Below are 17,876 nucleotides of genomic sequence, written 5' to 3'. Positions count from 1 at the left end.
CACTTGGATAATTCCGCAACTGATATCGCCGCGGAGCAGGAACACCTCGACCAACTGTTGGCTCGGGTGGACCATGCTCGCGGCGTTTTGGAATCTCGGTTCAAAGATGTGCGCAAAGAAGCGGACATTGACGATCCTCAGGGCCTGATGATGCGCGACCGCGAGGCGCGCGATATCGCCCTGCGCCTCGAGTCGTACAGCGCCGCCGAAGTGGGCCTCATGTTTGGCCGCATCGACGTGCACGACCCTGAAGCGGAGAACCCTGTCCCCGGCCACCCGGATGTGGACCGGCGCTACATCGGCCGCATCGGTCTGCACGATTCCGATGACACCATGCGCACACTCCTCATGGATTGGCGTGCACCCATGGCGCGGCCGTTCTACCTCGCCACCACAATGCACCCCGATGGCGTGACCACGCGGCGGCACATTAAGACCCGCGGCAGGACCATTGTTGGGGTGTCGGACGAGACCCTGTCTGCGCCAACCGGGCAGGCTGAATCGTCTGACTCCGCCGAGTCCCGTAGTGGCATGGTGGAGGGGGATGCGCGGGGTGGCGTCGGGAAAGAAACAGCTCTGCTGGAGGCCGTGACGCGCGCACGTACGCCACAGATGCGCGACATCGTGGAGACGATCGCGGCGGAGCAGGATCAGATCATCCGCAGTGAGCACCGGGGCGTGACCGTGGTGCAGGGCGGACCCGGCACCGGTAAGACGGCGGTGGCGCTGCACCGCGCGGCGTACCTGCTGTACACGTGGCGTGAGCAGCTGAAGAACACGGGCGTGCTCATCGTGGGGCCGAATGATCGGTTCCTCACCTACATTTCGCAGGTGCTGCCCTCGCTGGGTGAAACGGGCGTGGTGCTGGCCACGCCCGGCACGCTGCTGCCTGGGATCCAGACCACGCCGGAGACCGACCTGCTGGCGCGGGAGGTCAAGGGCTCCACAGAGATGCTCACGATCCTGGCGAACGCGGTGAAGACGTGGCAAACGGTGCCGGATGCCGAACGGCGGCTGCGCATCGACGGAGTGGAGATCACTCTCACCCCGGCGATGGTGCGCGCGGCGCGGACGCGGGCCAGGCGGTCGCGCAAGCCGCATAACCTCGCCCGGCCGGTGTTCGCCGAGCACCTGACGGGGTCGCTGACGGGGGCCTTGGCGGACGCGATCGGTGCCGATCCGCTCGATGAAGCCGGTGGCGGCAATCTGCTCTCGCGGGCGGATCGGGCGCAGCTGCACCAGGATCTGGCGCAGGAGCCGGTGGTGGAGGAACTCGTGGAGGAGTTCTGGCCGGAGGTCACGCCGGAGCAGGTGCTGCGCCGGTTGTACGAGGAGCCGGAGGCGGCGGCGAGCGATTACGACGATGCCACGCTCGACGGCTTGCGGCGCGGCGGTTCGGCTGAGTGGGAGTGGACCGATGCCGACGCTCCCCTGCTCGACGAACTCACCGACCTCGTCGGCTTCATCGACGACGAGGAGGCAGCCCACGCCGAGCGCGAGCAGTGGCTGGAGAAGATCGCTGAGGCGCAGGAAGCGCTGGACATTCTGTCGGGGTCGGCGTCTCAGGACTTGGATGACGGGTTCGCCCCCGAGATCCTCATGGCCTACGACGTGCTGGATGCGGAAACGTTGGCGAAGCGGCAGCGCACCACGGATAACCGCTCCACCGCGCAGCGCGCGGCGGCGGATACCCGCTGGGCGTTCGGGCACGTCATCGTGGACGAAGCCCAGGAGCTGAGCCCGATGGCGTGGCGCATGATTTTCCGCCGCTCCCCCAACCGGTGGATGACGGTGGTGGGCGACCCCGCGCAGACCGGTAACCCTGCCGGAGTGGAGGCATGGTCGGACACGTTGGAGCCCTTCGTGGCCGACCGCTGGAAACTCCACGAGCTCACGGTGAACTACCGCACGCCGCAGGACATCGCGTATGTGGCGGCGCAGTTGCTTCCGGAGATCGCCCCGGAACAGCGGGAACCGGTGGCGTTGCGCGCCACCGGCACAGGTGTGCGCTACGCCCCAATGAGCGAGCTCGAGCGCGAAGTTCACGGTGCCATGGATCGGGCCGGCGAGGGACTAGTCGGCGTGATCTCCGCTGACCCCGGCAATATGTCCGCCCGGCTGGGCCTGGGCGACGAGCGCGTGATCGTCGCGGACACGTCGCGGGCCAAGGGCTTAGAGTTCGATGAGGTGGTCGTGGTGGAGCCTGCGGACATCGTTGGTGCGTCTCCTCAAGGGCTCAACGATGTGTACGTGGCCATCACGCGCGCCACGCAGGGCCTCACGGTCGTGCACGACGAGCCGCTGCCCTGGGACTAAGCGGGACCACGCCGGGCTAAGCCAGATTAGACCGAGCGGCTAGTCTACCGTGTGAACAATCATCACGTCGCAGTGCGCCTGCCGGGCCACATCGGCCGGGACGCTGCCCAAGAGGCGGCCGGTCAGGGAATTGATGCCGCGGTTGCCGACCACCAGAAGGTCGGCGTTTTCGCTGGTCACCACATCCATGAGAGCCTCAACGGGCGTGCCTTCGCGGAGCACGGTGCGTACCCGCTCCGCGCCCTTTTCCCGCGCGAAGTCCTCCGCCGCCGCCAGAACGGACGAGGCAGCCTGTTCCCCATCCAGGGTGGCTGAGCGCCCCTGCATTGCGGCTTTGTCTGCCTTGTTGGCCGAATCTCCGATATAGGCGCTGGCCAGCACGAGCTCCGCCCCCACGACGGCCGCTATGCCTGCCGCTCGGCTGACTGCCAGCATCGAAGAATCGGAGCCGTCGGTACCCACCACTACAACGTTATACATAGGTGCCATCCTACATTCCGGCTTCCTTCATGCCGCGCAGTTCCTTGCGCAAATCGGCGATCTCATCGCGCAGCCGACCGGCGAGCTCGAACTTCAGCTCCTTGGCGGCTTCCTTCATCTGGCGGGTCATGTCCTCGATGAGCTTTTCCAACTGCGGTCGAGCCATCGACCCATCGGCATCCGCCCCACCGGCACCAGAGCCGCCCCCGAATCCCTGGTTGACCAGCCCCTCGGAGGCCAAGATGGCATCGGAGCTGGGCGAGCTGGCGGCGTCGGCGGCAGCATCGGAATCGGAATCGACACCAGCGCCGGCAGCGGCTTCCAGCTCGGCGACCTGATCCAGGATGTCCGCGATCTTCTTCCGCAATGGCTGCGGGTCGATGCCGTGCTCCTTGTTGTAGGCGATCTGCTTTTCACGGCGGCGCTCGGTCTCGTCGATGGCGTATTGCATCGACTCGGTGACCTTGTCCGCGTACATGATGACCTCGCCGGAGACGTTACGGGCGGCGCGGCCGATGGTCTGGATCAGCGAGCGGGTGGAGCGCAGGAAGCCTTCCTTGTCGGCGTCGAGGATCGCGACCAGCGAGACTTCTGGCAGGTCCAGGCCCTCGCGCAGCAGGTTGATGCCCACGAGCACGTCGTATTCGCCCAGGCGCAACTGGCGCAGCAGCTCCACGCGCTTGAGCGTGTCGATATCCGAGTGCATGTACCGCACCTTCACGCCGTGTTCCAGCAGGTAGTCGGTGAGGTCCTCGGCCATCCGCTTGGTCAGCGTGGTGACCAGCACGCGCTCCTTCTTTTCCACGCGCTGGCGGATCTGCTCGATGAGGTCGTCGATCTGGCCGTCGGTGGGGCGCACCTCCACCTTGGGATCCACCAGGCCGGTGGGGCGAATGACCTGCTCCACGTATTCGCCCTGGGCGGCGGCGATTTCGTAGTCGCCGGGGGTGGCGGACATGTACACGCATTGGCCCTTGCGGTCGTCGAACTCCTCCCACGTCAGCGGGCGGTTGTCCAGCGCGCTGGGCAGGCGGAAGCCGTGCTCCACGAGGTTGCGCTTGCGGGACATGTCGCCTTCGAACATGCCGCCGATCTGCGGCACGGTCACGTGCGACTCGTCGATGATGGTGAGGAAGTCCTCTGGGAAGTAGTCAATGAGCGTGGCCGGTGCGGAGCCCGCGGGGCGGCCGTCGATGTGCCGCGAGTAGTTCTCAATGCCGCTGGTGAAGCCGACTTGCTGGATCATCTCCAAGTCGTATTCCGTGCGCATGCGCAGCCGCTGGGCCTCCAGCAGCTTGCCGCGGTTTTCCAGCTCCGCGAGCCGGTGGTCCAGCTCTTCCTTGATGTCCTTCATCGCGCGTTCCATGCGGTCGGGGCCTGCCACATAGTGCGTGGCCGGGAAGATCCGCAGCTCTTCGACCTCGCGGATGACATCGCCGGTGAGGGGGTGGATGTAGTACAGCGCGTCGATCTCGTCGCCGAAGAACTCCACGCGCACGGCCAGTTCCTCGTAGGCCGGGATGATGTCCACCGTGTCGCCCTTCACGCGGAAGGTGCCGCGGGTGAAGGAGATGTCGTTGCGGGAGTACTGGATGTCTACCAGCAGCCGCAGGAACTGGTCGCGCTCCACTTCCTCGTTGAGCTTCAGCATCACTGATCGGTCCAGGTAGGACTGCGGGGTTCCCAGGCCGTAGATGCACGAGACCGAGGAGACCACCACCACGTCCCGGCGCGACAACAGCGCCGATGTGGCGGAGTGGCGCAGTCGCTCTACGTCCTCGTTGATGGACGAGTCCTTTTCGATGTAGGTATCCGTCTGCGCGATGTACGCCTCTGGTTGGTAGTAGTCGTAGTACGAGACGAAGTATTCCACCGCGTTGTTGGGCAGCAGGCTGCGCAGCTCGTTGGCGAGCTGCGCGGCGAGGGTCTTGTTCGGTGCCATGACCAGCGTGGGCCGCTGGACTTTCTCGATGAGCCACGCGGCGGTGGCCGATTTGCCGGTACCCGTGGCGCCCATGAGCACCACGTCTCGTTCTCCCCGGTCGAGCCGTTCGGCCAGTTCTGCGATGGCGGCGGGCTGGTCACCAGCGGGTTCGTAGTCGCTGATGACCTCGAAGGTGCCCTTCGCCCGTTCCACGTCCCCCACGGGACGGAATTCTGAATAGGACAGTTCCGGACGTTCTGCTGCAAAGGCCATAGTGGCCTATTCTACCGCGCCTTCTACTGCGCCCGTTCCTGCCAGGCCCTGTCCACCTGTGCGAGCAGTTCTTCTACGCTGCCGCCGTTATCCAGCACGGTGTCTGCGGCTGCCAGGCGAGTCTCGCGGTCGATTTGGGCGTTGATGCGCCGGCGGGCGTCGTCTTCATCGAGTCCTCGGTGGTCGACGAGCCGTTGGATGCGCACCTCGTCGGGGGCGTCCACCACCCACACGGCATCCATCTTTTCTGCCTCGCCGTTTTCGATGAGCAGTGGCATGTCGTAGACCACCACGGGCTCCCCTTGCGCTTCGGCTTGGTCGAATAGTTCTTGGGTGCGGGCGCGGATGCGCGGGTGGGTGATGTTGTTGAGTACCTGGGTTTTTTCTTTGGTAGCGAAGGCTTGCCGCGCGAGTTCTTGGCGGTTGAGGGTGCCATCGGGGTTGATCACTCCGTCAAAGGCGTGGTCTAGCTCCGCTAGTGCTGGTTGTCCGGGTTCTACGATCTCGCGGGCGATCTTGTCGGCGTCCACGATGAACGCGCCGTGTTCTGCGAGGCGGCCGGAGACGGTGGATTTTCCTGAGCCGATTCCGCCGGTTAGTCCGATTTTTTTCATGTGCCCTCCACGAATCGTGTGTCTGCGTGTGTACCCGCTGGGTGCTGTTGGAGCGAGCGGTTGCCCCGGCGGGTCGGTGGCCAGGGGGTTCCTGGCATACATCTTTTGATCATACGACGCCGCTACGTGCGCGCTCTCCCCCGAATCCCCGTGGCGGTGACCAGTGGTGGCTGAATGATGACGGGTTGGAGGCAGTGGGGTCCTGGTGGCGTCGAATAAAAGAATCCCCCGCGACCCACGCGCCATAAGGGGCGCGGGATCGCGGGGGTTGCACTCGCGGGGGTGCCGGTGCGCGAGTGAGCTAGGTACAGTGCGCCTAGCGCTCGATGATGGCGACGATGCCCTGACCACCTGCGGCGCAGATGGACACGAGGGTGCGGCCGCCACCGTTTTGCTCCAGAACCTTCGCGGCGGTGGCGATGATGCGACCACCGGTGGCGGCGAAGGGGTGGCCGGCTGCCAGGGAGGAGCCCTTAACGTTGAGCTTGGAGCGGTCGATGGAGCCCAGCGGCTTGTCCAGGCCCAGGCGGTCCTTGCAGTACTCGGCGCTTTCCCAGGCCTTCAGGGTGGCCAGGGTCTGGGAGGCGAAGGCCTCGTGGATTTCGTAGAAGTCGAAGTCCTGCAGGCTCAGGCCGTTGCGCTCCAGGAGGCGAGGCACGGCGTAGGTGGGGCTCATGAGCAGGCCGTCGGGGGTCATGCCGTTGCGGCCGTGGATGAAGTCCACCGCGGCGATTTCGGAGTCGACCAGGTAGGCCTGCACCGGGATGTTGTGTTCCTTGGCCCAGTCCTCAGAGGAGATGAGCACGGCGGAGGCGCCGTCGGTCAGCGGGGTGGAGTTACCGGCGGTCATAGTGGCCTTGGTGCCGTGCTGCTCGGCATCGCGCTTGCCGAAGACGGGCTTGAGCTTGGCCAGCTTCTCCACGGTGGAGTCGGGGCGCAGGTTGGTATCGCGCTGCACGCCGAGGAATGGGGTGACGAGGTCCTCGAAGAAGCCCTCCTCGTAGGCCTTGGCGAGGTTCTGGTGGGAGGTGGCAGCCAGCTCGTCCTGCTCCTCGCGGGTCAGGCCGAACTCGCGGGCGGTGATGGCGGCGTGCTCGCCCATGGACAGGCCGGTGCGGGGCTCACCGTTGGAGGGCTGCTCCGGGGCGAGCTGGCCTGGGCGGATGGAGCCCAGCAGCTTCACGCGGGCGCCGGCGGTCTTGGCGTTGTTGAGCTTGATGAGGGTCTTGCGCAGCTCGTCGTTGACGGCCAGCGGGGCATCGGAGGTGGTATCCACGCCGCCGCCGATGCCGGACTCGATGCGGCCCATGGCGATGGCATCGGCGACCTGCACGATGGAGGCCAGGCCGGTGCCGCAGGCCATCTGCAGATCGAATGCGGGGGTGGTCGAGGACAGGGCCGAGCCCATGACAACCTCGCGGGTCAGGTTGAAGTCGCGGGCGTGCTTGAGCACGGCGCCGGCCACGACCTGGCCCAGCTCCTCACCCTGCAGGCCGTAGCGTGCGACCAGGCCGTCGATGGCGGCGGTGAGCATGTCCTGGTTGGATGCGGAGGCGTATTCCTTGTTGGAACGGGCGAAGGGAATGCGGTTGCCGCCGAGGATGGCGACCTTCCGGGGGGATCCTTTAGTCAATGTAGTCACTCCAATAAAGTTTGTGAGCTGTGTAGTCAATTCGTTACACGGTGCGCTCAATCACACTCTAATGTTATACATGAGAGTATAGATTGTCTCGGTTTTTCCGCATGCGCGGTGAACCTGCTGCGACTGTCCCGATGACAGCCCCAGTGCAGACGAGCACTTTGTGAGGAGTTGAACACCCGTGCCATCCAATCAGGACGCATACCTGAAGTTCATTAATTCGAATGCTGGCAAGAAGATCGCCAAGAACGTGGGCATGCCTGTGCCCACGAAGTTGCGCCGTTACAAGAAGGGCGAGCCTGCCTTGGACGGTCGTGTTTTGCTCGGCGGTTCCGGTCGCTTGGCGGACGGCATTGAGAAGGCCCTGACCGGGGATTACAAGATCTCCCGCACTGCTGGTGATAGCAAGTACGCTGCTTTGGTGTTCGACGCCACCGGCATCACCAAGCCCGAGGATCTGAAGGAACTGTACGATTTCTTCCACCCCGTGATGCGACAGATTCAGCCTTGTGGCCGTGTCCTTATTATTGGCACCACTCCGGAGTTGGCCGAGTCTTCGGACGAGCGCATCGCACAGCGCGCCCTCGAGGGCTTCAGCCGTTCCGTGGCTAAGGAGCTGCTGCGCGGCGCGACGGCGCAGTTGGTGTACACCGACCCGAAGCTGACTGGCGACAACATCGCCGGCCTGGAGTCCACCCTGCGCTTTATCCTTTCGGGTAAGTCTGCGTTTGTGGATGCTCAGGTGATCCGCGTGGGTGACGAGAAGACGGAGACGCCCGCCGATTGGGATAAGCCCTCCGAGGGCAAGATTGCCGTGGTCACCGGTGCTGCCCGCGGCATTGGCGCGACGATCGCTGAGGTCCTAGCCCGCGATGGCTCGAAGGTCATTTGCGTGGATGTCCCCCAGGCGGGCGAGGGCCTTACCGAGACCGCCAACAAGGTGGGCGGCACTGCCCTGCCGCTGGATGTCACCGCGGCCGATGCTGCCGACAAGCTCAAGGCTCACGCGGAGGCTCGCCACGGTGGACCGATTGACATCATCGTGCACAACGCTGGCATTACCCGCGATAAGTTGCTCGCCAACATGGATGATGCTCGCTGGAGCTCCGTCATCGCGGTGAACTTGGTTGCTCCCGTGCGCATCACCGAGGGCTTGGTTGCCAACGGTGGTTTGGCGGATAACGGCCGTGTTATTGGTGTGGCTTCCATCGCCGGTATCGCAGGTAACCGTGGCCAGACCAATTACGGCGCCACGAAGGCCGGCGTGATCGGCTTCGTTGATTCCTTCTCTGAGGAGTTGGCCGCTAAGGGCATCACCGTCAACGCTGTGGCTCCGGGCTTCATTGAGACTCAGATGACCGCTGCCATCCCGTTCGGCACCCGTGTTGCTGGCCGCGTGCTGTCTTCCCTGAACCAGGGTGGCGAGACCATCGACGTTGCCGAGACCATCGCCTACTTCGCCTCCCCGGCCTCCCAGGCTGTCTCGGGCAACGTTGTGCGCGTGTGTGGCCAGGCTCTGCTGGGCGCGTAAGAACACAACCTCGGCTCAAGGACGAACTTTCCGCGGCCGAGGGTTGAGAGAATCACTACCGTCAAGGAGAGCAGGCGAATGCCGCAATACACAGAGTTGAAGTCCATTCCCGTCCTCATGGATGAGTACCGCAATGCGGTGCGCGATGTGCTGCCCGTGGTGGGCACGAAGCACGTTGCCAAGGACAACCCCACCACCGCCTTCGAGGTCAAGGGTGTGCAGGTTAATCCGAAGCACCTGGCGGAGTACACCAGCGCCACGGGTCTGCGCCTGGGCAACGAGTTGCCGCTGACCTATCCGTACGTGCTGAGCTTCCCGCTGGTCATGAAGATCCTCACTGCGAAGGATTCCCCGCTGAATGCTGTGGGGTTGGTCCACTTGACCAACAAGATTGAGCAGACCCGTCCGCTCACTGTGGATGATGTGTTGGACATCCGCGTTCATGCGGAGAACTTGCGCCCGCACACCAAGGGTGTGTTGTTGGATCTGGTCACCGTTGTCAGTGTTGCTGGTGAGGATGTGTGGACGCAGACCTCCAGTTTCCTGTCCAAGGGCGCGAAGCTTTCCAGCAGCTCGCCGTTGAAGGATCAGCAGCCCACGGATGGTCGCATCATCGAGCCCATCGCATTCGATGAGTACGAGGACACGATGACGGCGACGTTCCGCGTGACCCCGGCCGATATCAAGGTCTATGCCGATGCATCCGGCGATAAGAATCCCATCCACGTCTCCGGCGCAGGCGCGAAGGCCTTTGGCTTCCCGTCTGTCATCGCCCATGGCATGTGGACTGCTGCGGCCATGCTGCGCCCCCTGGAGGGTGTGCTGCCCAGCGCTGCCCGCTACAGCGTGGAGTTCGCCAAGCCGGTCACACTGCCGGCATCCGTGGCACTGTTTACGTATGCGGCAGGCGATAAGGCCTACCCGAATCCATCTGAGTGGAAGCTGCAAGCCCGAAAGAGCTCGAAGCTGGGAACGCTGCACGCCAGCGCGACCATCGAAAAGCTCTAGGAACTAGAGCCAAAGGCACTGGAACCTGGAGGGCCAGTTCGCGATTGCGCGGGCTGGCCTTTTGCTCGTTGATAACAGTGTGTGCACCTCTTGCGCTGAACGACCCCCGAGACGCTCCGAGGACACATATAGTGTCACCGCCCCGCACCGTTCACGTGACCGAACTGCGCCAATAACCTCACTAGATGGAGAAACGCCTTCCTGAGTTGTGAAACTCATTTCACGTTGTCATGCCCATGTTGCTGCTTTTCTAAATGCAAAGACGTAACATGTTCTTCTCCGATCGTGAAGTTTGGGCAGCTCAGCGAAATCTTTCCGAGTCTTGCTAGGTCGGTTGCCATCACCAACATCGGCTGAGCGCATCCACTCATGCAAGGTCACCGCGTGGATACCGAACTTCCTGGCGATTCGGGTGTGCGTGATGCCGTCTCCACGGGCGCGGGCCACGCGTACGACATGATCACGCAACGCTTAGGGTGGGAAATAGGCATGGGATTTATCCTTCGACGCTGCTGGGGAGCCAACCCAGATCAGATGTCACCAGACAGGCCTCAGCCCCCTTCCAGACCAGCAAATCTTCCGACCGATTTGGCTATTGCTATGGGCCGCTTCGGCTGGGATGGCGACTCCCACTTCGATTAAGCAGGTTTCTACGCCGACCGCATCCTATCCGTCACCATTTTCTCGGGGAACATTCAGCAGCCACCCAGCAGAATCGAACGGGCACACGCCTCCACGTCGGCTACATTGATTGTTCAACAACTTTCACCCTGTCGACGAAAGGACGGTTCCAGTCACGTGCTCCCCAAACTAGCCACGATGACAGCCATATACGCCAGCATCTCCGCCATCGGCTTCGCCCTCATGCGCACCGTATTCGGCGTGGAATACAGCGACCCGAAGATGCAATACCTCGGCATCAGCTTCATGCTGGTCTCCGCAGCATTCGTGGCATTGCTGCTCCGCGGCCGTCTCACACCCCTGCGCTGGAACGGCCCCGCACCCTCCCGAAGCGCTACCGCATCGCCCTCGGCGCGCTCACAATCACCACCATCGTCACCTTCGCCGCCGCCCCCATCGAATTCGCCCTGCGCGGCACGCTCAGCCCGCTCATTGTCGCCGCTGCCGTCCTCAGCCTGCTCATCGGCTTTTCCGAGGAGGGATTCTTCCGCAAATACCTCCTCGATCACGCCGCCCCTTCGGCCCCGATGCGCACGAAGGCGCTGTGGCTGGTGGCGTCGGTGCTCATCTTCGGGCTGCTGCACATGACCAACGTGTTCAGTGGAATGGACGTGGCCTCAGCATTCAATCAGTCCGTGAAGGCGATGGCGATGGGGCTGGTCGCCGGCCTGATCTACCTCCGCACCCGGGCGCTCCTGCCGCTGGTTCTGTGGCACGCGAGCGTAGACTTCACGCTCTTTGCGAACCTGGAGCAACCCTACTTCTTCGGCGGGGTGTGGGGTTTTCTTATCGACGCCACCATGGCCATCCTCACCCTATTCGTCCTCTGGGATCTCACGCGGGAGCTTCTTAAGTCCCGCTCCCGCACGCGGCACCGCACAGAGCTAACGCGCCTCAGACAGCGCAAAAAGACCCCGCCCCATCCCTTCACAGGGATCGGGCGGGGTCTGCGCTTAGCGCTTCTTAGTGCTTACTCACCACCGGCGAGCTTCTCGCGCAGAGCGGCGAGCTGCTCATCGGAAGCCAGGGTGCCAGCATCGGAAGCCGGAGCCTCGGAGGAGGAAGCGGCCTCAGAACCGGACTCGGAGGAGTAGCCGCCGTCGCCGGCTGCTGCAGCCTCGGCAGCAGCGGCGCGGTTGCGCTCGATCTGAGCGGTGTGCAGGCGGTGGCGACGCTCGGACTCTGCGTAACGAGCCTCCCACCCCTGACGCTGCTCGTCGAAGCCCTCGAGCCACTCGTTGGTCTCCGGGTCGAAGCCCTCGGGGAAGATGTAGTTGCCCTGCTCGTCGTAAGAGTCGGCCATGCCGTACTTGGACGGATCGAAGTCCTCGGTGTAATCCTCGTCAGCCTGCTTGAGGGACAGGGAGATACGACGACGCTCGAGGTCGATGTCGATGACCTTGACCATGGCATCCTGACCCACGGTGACAACCTGATCCGGAACCTCAACGTGGCGCTCAGCCAGCTCGGAGATGTGAACCAGGCCCTCGATGCCCTCTTCCACGCGGACGAATGCACCGAACGGAACCAGCTTGGTGACCTTACCGGGCACGATCTGGCCGATAGCGTGGGTGCGTGCGAAGACGCGCCACGGATCTTCCTGGGTTGCCTTCAGGGACAGGGACACGCGCTCGCGGTCCAGATCCACATCCAGAACCTCAACGGTGACCTCGTCGCCCACAGCGACAACCTCAGACGGGTGATCGATGTGCTTCCAGGACAGCTCGGACACGTGCACCAGGCCGTCTACGCCACCCAGGTCCACGAAGGCACCGAAGTTGACGATGGAGGACACAACGCCCTTGCGGACCTGGCCCTTCTGAAGCTGGTGCAGGAACTCGGAGCGGACCTCGGACTGGGTCTGCTCGAGCCATGCGCGGCGGGACAGCACAACGTTGTTGCGGTGCTTATCCAGCTCGATGATCTTGGCCTCGATCTCCCGGCCGATGTAGGGCTGCAGGTCGCGAACACGGCGCATCTCGACCAGGGAAGCGGGCAGGAAGCCACGCAGACCGATGTCCAGGATCAGGCCACCCTTGACAACCTCGATGACGGTACCGGTGACCGGCTCTTCGTTCTTCTTGAGCTCCTCGATCGCGCCCCAAGCACGCTCGTACTGAGCACGCTTCTTGGACAGGATCAGGCGGCCTTCCTTGTCCTCCTTGGTGAGAACCAGTGCGTCGATCTCGTCGCCGACCTCAACAACCTCACCGGGGTCTACGTCGTGCTTGATCGACAGTTCACGGGAAGGGATGACACCCTCGGTCTTGTAGCCGATGTCCAGCAGGACTTCGTCGTGGTCGACCTTGACGACGGTGCCTTCGACAATGTCACCATCATTGAAGTACTTGATGGTGGAGTCGACGGCAGCGAGGAAATCCTCAGCGGAGCCAATGTCGTTGATGGCTACCTGAGGGACGTTGTTGGTGGGCATGTGTTAAATGTCTCCGAAACGGATAAATATAGAGATGGACAGTTTCTTGGTGTCGCTCCCCCGCAACACGCTCTCACCTGGAACTTTGCCAGTTGATCGGAAGACGTCCAGCATGGATCGGCTGGGCGTCGAAAAAGAAAAACAATCGAAGAACCAGTTCGCGGCGCGCGCAGAAATAGCGAACAACAGCGCTAACGGTACACCAGCAATCTGATCTGCGCAAACATGTACAATACCCAAACGATGAATATTCTATGGAACATGATCCGCGGCGCCCTCATCGGCATGGCGGAATTGGTACCCGGAGTCTCTGGCGGAACGATTGCACTCGTGACGGGGGTGTACGAGCGCGTACTCTACAACGCCAACCTTGTCCTCGACGGAATCAAGAGCCTCGTCAAAGACCGCTCCTCCGCCGGTGAAAAGTTCAAGGCAGTGGACTGGAAACTCCTCATCCCCCTGGCCATCGGCATGGGCATCATGGTCCTGACCATGGCCGGAGTCCTGGAAAGCTTCGTCACCGACCAGCCCCAGGCCTCCCGCGGCCTGTTCTTCGGCATGGTGCTGGTGAGCATCAGCGTGCCCATCATGATGATGGACAAAGCCGAGCTGCGCGCCAAAGCCGTGAAGGCAGGCCTCGGCTTCGCCATCGCGGCGATCGGCACCTTCATCCTCACCGGCCTCACCAGCGCCCCGCAGGAAAACCCCAACCTGCTGTGGGTCTTCTTCGCCGCCGCCATCGCGGTGTGCGCCCTGGTTCTGCCCGGCGTGTCGGGATCGTTCTTCCTGCTCGCCGTGGGCCTGTACTCGGCCACCATGAGCGCCGTCGACAACCTCAACGTGGCCTACCTCGGCGTGTTCGCCCTCGGCGCGATCACCGGCCTGATCTCCTTCGTTCGCCTGCTCGAACATCTGCTGACCACGCATCGCACGGTCACCCTGATCGTCATGTCGGGCCTCATGTTCGGCTCCCTGCGTGCCCTCTGGCCGTGGCAGACCGGCGACGCCGAACTGCTCGCTCCCAACGAAAACATCGGGATCGCACTGATCCTGTTCGTGGTGGGGGCGCTCGCAGTGCTGGCGATGCTGGTGGCGGAGCGCATGTTCACCGCGCCGCCGGCCCCGCCGCAAGAAGAGGCTGCGCGGAGCTAGTGCGGAGCTGGTGTGGAGCTAGTTCGTCACTAGTGCCCAGCCAGATCCCAGTTATCGCCGTGGCCCGCGGACACATCAAGCGGCACGCGCAAGTTCGCCGCCTCATCCATCTCCCGCTCCACCAAGGCCTGCACGTCGTCTAGCTCACCCTCGGCGACTTCCACCACAAGTTCATCGTGCACCTGCAGCAGCACGCGCGAGGCGAACTCCCCAGCCGCGAGCGCACGATCCACCCGAAGCATCGCCAACTTGATGATGTCCGCGGCCGTGCCCTGAATCGGCGCGTTCAACGCCGCCCGCTCAGCGTTCTCCCGAGCCACCCGATTGGAGCTCTTGAGTTCGGGAAGGTAGCGGCGTCGACCATAAAGAGTCTCCGTGTACCCAGTTTCCCGCGCGATCTCCACCACGTTATCGAGGTATTTCTTCACCCCACCAAAGCGCTCGAAGTAATTGTCCATGATGCGCTTGGCCTCGCCCGCACTGATCTTCAACTGCTGAGACAAACCGAAAGCAGACAGGCCATACACCAAGCCATAGCTCAACGCCTTCACCTTGCGGCGCAGCTCCGGAGTGACCTCATCGACGGGCACGCCAAACACCCGCGAACCCACGAAATTGTGCAGGTCCTCGCCGGACTTGTAGGCCTCGATGAGCCCCTCATCCTGGGACAAGTGAGCCATCACACGCATCTCGATCTGCGAATAGTCGGCCGTGAGCAAGGTCTGGTAGCCATCCCCCACCTGGAACGCGGCGCGGATCGTGCGCCCGGCCGACGTGCGCACCGGAATGTTCTGCAGATTCGGGTCGGAAGACGACAACCGGCCGGTCGCCGCACCCTTCTGGTTAAAGGTGGTGTGGATGCGCCCATCATCGGCAATCGCGTCCACAAGACCGTCGATGGTGGTCTTCATCTTCTGATATTCGCGGTGCGCCATGAGGTGCCCGAGGAACGGGTGATTGCTCTGCGCGGCCAGCTTCTCCAATTCCGCGGCCGCGGTGGAATAACCAGTCTTGGTCTTCTTCGTCTTCGGCAGATCGAACGTCTCGAACAACACCTTCTGGAGCTGCTTCGGAGACGACAAATTGAGCTTCGGATCGTCCGCCAGCGACCGAGCGGCAGCGGTCTCCTCCTCGATCTTCGCGCCGTACTCCTCGGAGAGTTCGCGCAGCGATTCCTCGTTGACAGCGATTCCCGCGTGCTCCATCCGAGCCAGAATGAGGCTCAGCGGCACCTCCATGTCGTAGTACAACTCCGCGGCGCCGATCTTCTCGATCTCGGGGGCCAGGGCCTTCACCAGCTCCGCGACGGCCTGGGCGCGCTCGAGGCCGCTGGCCTTCTCCGACAACTCATTGCCCACATAGCGCTGCACCGTGTCTTCCAAGCCACTCGTGCGCACGTCCGGGCGGATGAGGTAAGCCGCGAGCGACGTATCGTGCTCCACCCCGTCAAGCACGAGGCCTTGATTGATCAGCCCGTGGTACATGGCCTTGGCGTCGTGAGTCCACTTGCTCACCGTGGGATCGGCGAGCCACTCCTTCACGGCCTTCTCGTCCTTGGGATCCACATCGGCAAGGTCAATGGTGGTGCCGGTGTTGTCGTGATCGAGCAGCGAGAGCTTCTCCCCCGTCAGGTCCACCGCAATACCGCGAGACCGCTTGCGCAGCCACGCGCCGAGCCTGCCGGGCTTGGGGTTTTCCTCGCTGATCGGCAGCGCCGCGGACTCCTCGAACTCCACGCCCAGGATCGAAAACGTGCGGCTGCGCAGCCGGTTACCGAACTGCAGATCGTCGAATACCTGCATCGCCTCGGCGGCATCGACTGCGGAGGGGCGCAGCTCGTCCAGATCGCCCACGAGGTCCAGATCGCGCACCATCTCCGTGACATCGCGGGCCAGCACCACGTTGTCGATGTTGTCGCGCAGGCTGGTTCCCACCTTGCCGCCGATGCTGTCCATGTTGTCGATCACGCCCTGCAGGCTGCCGTACGTGTGAATCCACTTCTGCGCGGTCTTCGGCCCCACACCAGGTACGCCCGGCATGTTGTCCGACGTATCGCCACGCAGCGCGGCGAGGTCAGGGTACTGCTTTGGGGTGACGCCATACTTCTCCTCCACCGCAGCCGGCGTAAACCGGTGCAGTTCGGACACGCCCTTGAGGGTGTAGAGCACGGTGACGTCGTCCGTGACAAGCTGCAAGGAATCCCGGTCGCCGGTGCAGATAAGCACCTTCATCCCGGCCTTCGCGCCCTCGGTGGCCAACGTGGCGATGATGTCATCGGCCTCGTAGGACTCCTTATCCAGGGTCACCACGCCGAAGGACTCCAACGCGGAGCGGATCAGCCCGATCTGGCCCTTGAACTCTGCCGGAGGCGACGGGCGCTGGGCCTTGTACTCCGGGAACGACTCCTCACGGAACGTCGGGCCGGACAAGTCGAACGCCGCGGCCACGTGGGAGGGCTTTTCCTTCTCCAGCAGGGTGAGGAACATGCCGAGGAAACCGTAGACGGCGTTGGTGTGCTGGCCGCCGGTGGTGGACATCTTATCCGCAGGTAGCGCGTAGAAAGCGCGGAACGCCAGGGAGTGCCCATCGAGAAGCAACAGCGTCTTTTCGTGGGCGTTGTTCTGGAGCGCTTCATTGAGGCCAGAGCCGGCCGCGTCCTTCAGACTCACGTTGTCACTCATGCGCCCTAGCCTAGTGGACAGCGGAGGTGCGACAGGGGTTCGGCAGGAGTTCTGCCGGAGCCGCGGGTGTTTTTGGAATGGGTTGGCGCGTCGCGTATGATCTTCCCGGTACGCCCCAGTAGCCCAATTGGCAGAGGCAACGGATTCAAAACCCGTCCAGTGTGAGTTCGAGTCTCACCTGGGGCACCAAGAACGATTAATCCCGGCGGCTTCAGATCTCCTTTGAGCTTTCCTTGGAACACGGTAATACGGCACCAAGAAAAAGGATTCTGAGGTCGCTTTTTCTCTACGGTGATTCTCGCGTAGTCCCCACGATGACATTCATGAGATTTACGTCACCGTTTTCTCCCCCAAAGAGAATTTAAGAACTACGATGGGTTAAGTTCTTCATCACAACAACACACGACTGTGGGTTCGCACGCCCGCAGAGTTTCACTGTGGATCCACTTCACCTCATCACTGTCCCTGTCCCCTTCGACATACTGGATATCCTCATGCAAACTACCTCTCGCACCCCTCGCAAACGTACCGGCCCGAAGCCCAGCTTCGACAAGCAGGATGTTATCCATGAGGCCCTCAAGCTCGGCCTCGATTGCTTCACGATGTCCGAGATTGCGAACCGCCTCGGCGTGGCCACCTCCGCCCTCTACCGGATTTGCAGCACGAAAACTCTGCTCGACTTCTGCCTGGAACAGGCCGCAGAACACTTCCCTTTCAGCCCCACCGGCGACTGGCACCACCTCGTCCGCGACTACGCCCGGAATACGTGGCTGATCTGCGAAAACTACCCCGGCATAGAAAACATCCTGCTGACCAACCCGCGGTCGCACCGCCACTTCGAGAAGCACCTCGCAGCACTCGTCAGCGCACTGATCACGGAAGGCTTCAGCGCCGATGAAGCTCGCAACATAGTGGAGCTCGTTTCCACAATAACAGTGTCCATTCACCTGGCGGCCCGCGCCTACCGGCTGGCCGAAGAGCGCGTTTCCCCCGTTGATCCGGTCAAGGGTGTGTACCCAGAATCCTTCCCACTGCCCGCTCACGAGAGAGAGGAGAGCTGGTCGCACCTCAACGACAAGATCGATCTCATCATCGATGGCCTGAGCGCGCGGTGTGCCGCCGCTGCCTAAGCACGCGGTCCCA

Annotated in this window: 12 protein-coding genes, 1 tRNA gene and 1 pseudogene; 7 read left to right on the top strand and 7 right to left on the bottom strand. The window is 62.9% G+C overall.

Annotation, left to right across the window (positions count from 1 at the left end):
- The first annotated feature begins 3 nt into the window (after positions 1–3).
- A complete protein-coding gene (locus LA343_RS06670; RefSeq protein ID WP_025402568.1) occupies positions 4–2,316 on the top strand; it encodes a helicase domain-containing protein in 2,313 nt (770 codons plus the stop codon).
- A gap of 39 nt (positions 2,317–2,355) precedes the next feature.
- On the opposite strand, the gene LA343_RS06665 is transcribed toward LA343_RS06670, so the two are convergent.
- The 4 genes from LA343_RS06665 to LA343_RS06650 all read right to left on the bottom strand — a co-directional run bounded on the left by LA343_RS06665 (position 2,356) and on the right by LA343_RS06650 (position 7,240).
- Complete coding sequence (locus tag LA343_RS06665; protein WP_081737298.1) at positions 2,356–2,796, bottom strand: universal stress protein; 441 nt, start codon at positions 2,794–2,796, stop codon at positions 2,356–2,358.
- A gap of 10 nt (positions 2,797–2,806) precedes the next feature.
- Entirely contained in the window at positions 2,807–4,993 is a 2,187-nt protein-coding gene (gene uvrB, locus LA343_RS06660; protein ID WP_025402566.1) for an excinuclease ABC subunit UvrB, read from the bottom strand.
- A 23-nt stretch (positions 4,994–5,016) separates the two neighbouring features.
- A complete protein-coding gene (gene coaE / locus LA343_RS06655; protein WP_025402565.1) occupies positions 5,017–5,607 on the bottom strand; it encodes a dephospho-CoA kinase in 591 nt (196 codons plus the stop codon).
- 316 nt (positions 5,608–5,923) lie between these two features.
- Positions 5,924–7,240, bottom strand: coding sequence for an acetyl-CoA C-acetyltransferase (locus LA343_RS06650; RefSeq protein ID WP_025402564.1), 1,317 nt, complete (start codon positions 7,238–7,240; stop codon positions 5,924–5,926).
- Between the two features lie 187 nt (positions 7,241–7,427).
- Here LA343_RS06650 and LA343_RS06645 point away from each other — a divergent pair, with 187 nt between their 5' ends.
- Positions 7,428–8,777: a 3-oxoacyl-ACP reductase gene (locus tag LA343_RS06645; RefSeq protein WP_025402563.1), complete on the top strand. Its 1,350-nt coding sequence runs from the start codon at positions 7,428–7,430 to the stop codon at positions 8,775–8,777.
- Positions 8,778–8,855: 78 nt separating this feature from the next.
- A complete protein-coding gene (locus LA343_RS06640; RefSeq protein WP_025402562.1) occupies positions 8,856–9,785 on the top strand; it encodes a MaoC/PaaZ C-terminal domain-containing protein in 930 nt (309 codons plus the stop codon).
- Positions 9,786–10,579: 794 nt separating this feature from the next.
- On the opposite strand, the gene LA343_RS06635 is transcribed toward LA343_RS06640, so the two are convergent.
- Entirely contained in the window at positions 10,580–10,975 is a 396-nt protein-coding gene (locus tag LA343_RS06635) for a hypothetical protein (protein WP_025402561.1), read from the bottom strand.
- Here LA343_RS06635 and LA343_RS06630 point away from each other — a divergent pair.
- Positions 10,862–11,137 (top strand): annotated as a pseudogene (locus LA343_RS06630) (CPBP family glutamic-type intramembrane protease); the annotation flags it as partial. The gene LA343_RS06635 and the pseudogene LA343_RS06630 sit on opposite strands and share 114 nt — an antisense overlap.
- A 299-nt stretch (positions 11,138–11,436) precedes the next feature.
- On the opposite strand, the gene rpsA reads toward LA343_RS06630, so the two are convergent.
- Entirely contained in the window at positions 11,437–12,900 is a 1,464-nt protein-coding gene (gene rpsA, locus LA343_RS06625; RefSeq protein WP_025402560.1) for a 30S ribosomal protein S1, read from the bottom strand.
- 243 nt (positions 12,901–13,143) lie between these two features.
- Between rpsA and LA343_RS06620 the strand changes: the two genes are divergently transcribed.
- The gene (locus LA343_RS06620; RefSeq protein ID WP_224209141.1) at positions 13,144–14,052 is read left to right on the top strand and encodes a DUF368 domain-containing protein; all 909 of its coding nucleotides are present in this window, start codon (positions 13,144–13,146) and stop codon (positions 14,050–14,052) included.
- Positions 14,053–14,081: 29 nt separating this feature from the next.
- On the opposite strand, the gene polA is transcribed toward LA343_RS06620, so the two are convergent.
- Entirely contained in the window at positions 14,082–16,733 is a 2,652-nt protein-coding gene (gene polA / locus LA343_RS06615) for a DNA polymerase I (RefSeq protein WP_081737296.1), read from the bottom strand.
- 112 nt (positions 16,734–16,845) lie between these two features.
- On the opposite strand from polA, the gene LA343_RS06610 reads away from it, so the two are divergent.
- Both LA343_RS06610 and LA343_RS06605 read left to right on the top strand, forming a co-directional pair.
- Positions 16,846–16,922 (top strand) — tRNA-Leu (locus LA343_RS06610).
- Positions 16,923–17,227: 305 nt separating this feature from the next.
- Entirely contained in the window at positions 17,228–17,863 is a 636-nt protein-coding gene (locus LA343_RS06605) for a TetR/AcrR family transcriptional regulator (RefSeq protein WP_025402558.1), read from the top strand.
- The last annotated feature ends 13 nt before the right edge of the window (positions 17,864–17,876 follow it).

The organism is Corynebacterium falsenii (assembly GCF_020099275.1).
Classification (GTDB): Bacteria; Actinomycetota; Actinomycetes; order Mycobacteriales; family Mycobacteriaceae; genus Corynebacterium; species Corynebacterium falsenii.
The sequence above is the reverse complement of the archived record's forward strand: the minus strand, read 5'-3'. Positions and strand labels throughout refer to the sequence as shown.

Bases quoted from the DNA above. Each gene is read 5' to 3' on its own strand.
- rpsA (WP_025402560.1), bottom strand. From the start codon at position 12,900: ATGCCCACCAACAACGTCCCTCAGGTAGCCATCAACGACATTGGCTCC.
- LA343_RS06620 (WP_224209141.1), top strand. From the start codon at position 13,144: ATGAATATTCTATGGAACATGATCCGCGGCGCCCTCATCGGCATGGCG.
- LA343_RS06605 (WP_025402558.1), top strand. From the start codon at position 17,228: ATGCAAACTACCTCTCGCACCCCTCGCAAACGTACCGGCCCGAAGCCC.
- polA (WP_081737296.1), bottom strand. From the start codon at position 16,733: ATGAGTGACAACGTGAGTCTGAAGGACGCGGCCGGCTCTGGCCTCAAT.
- coaE (WP_025402565.1), bottom strand. From the start codon at position 5,607: ATGAAAAAAATCGGACTAACCGGCGGAATCGGCTCAGGAAAATCCACC.
- uvrB (WP_025402566.1), bottom strand. From the start codon at position 4,993: ATGGCCTTTGCAGCAGAACGTCCGGAACTGTCCTATTCAGAATTCCGT.
- LA343_RS06665 (WP_081737298.1), bottom strand. From the start codon at position 2,796: ATGTATAACGTTGTAGTGGTGGGTACCGACGGCTCCGATTCTTCGATG.
- LA343_RS06640 (WP_025402562.1), top strand. From the start codon at position 8,856: ATGCCGCAATACACAGAGTTGAAGTCCATTCCCGTCCTCATGGATGAG.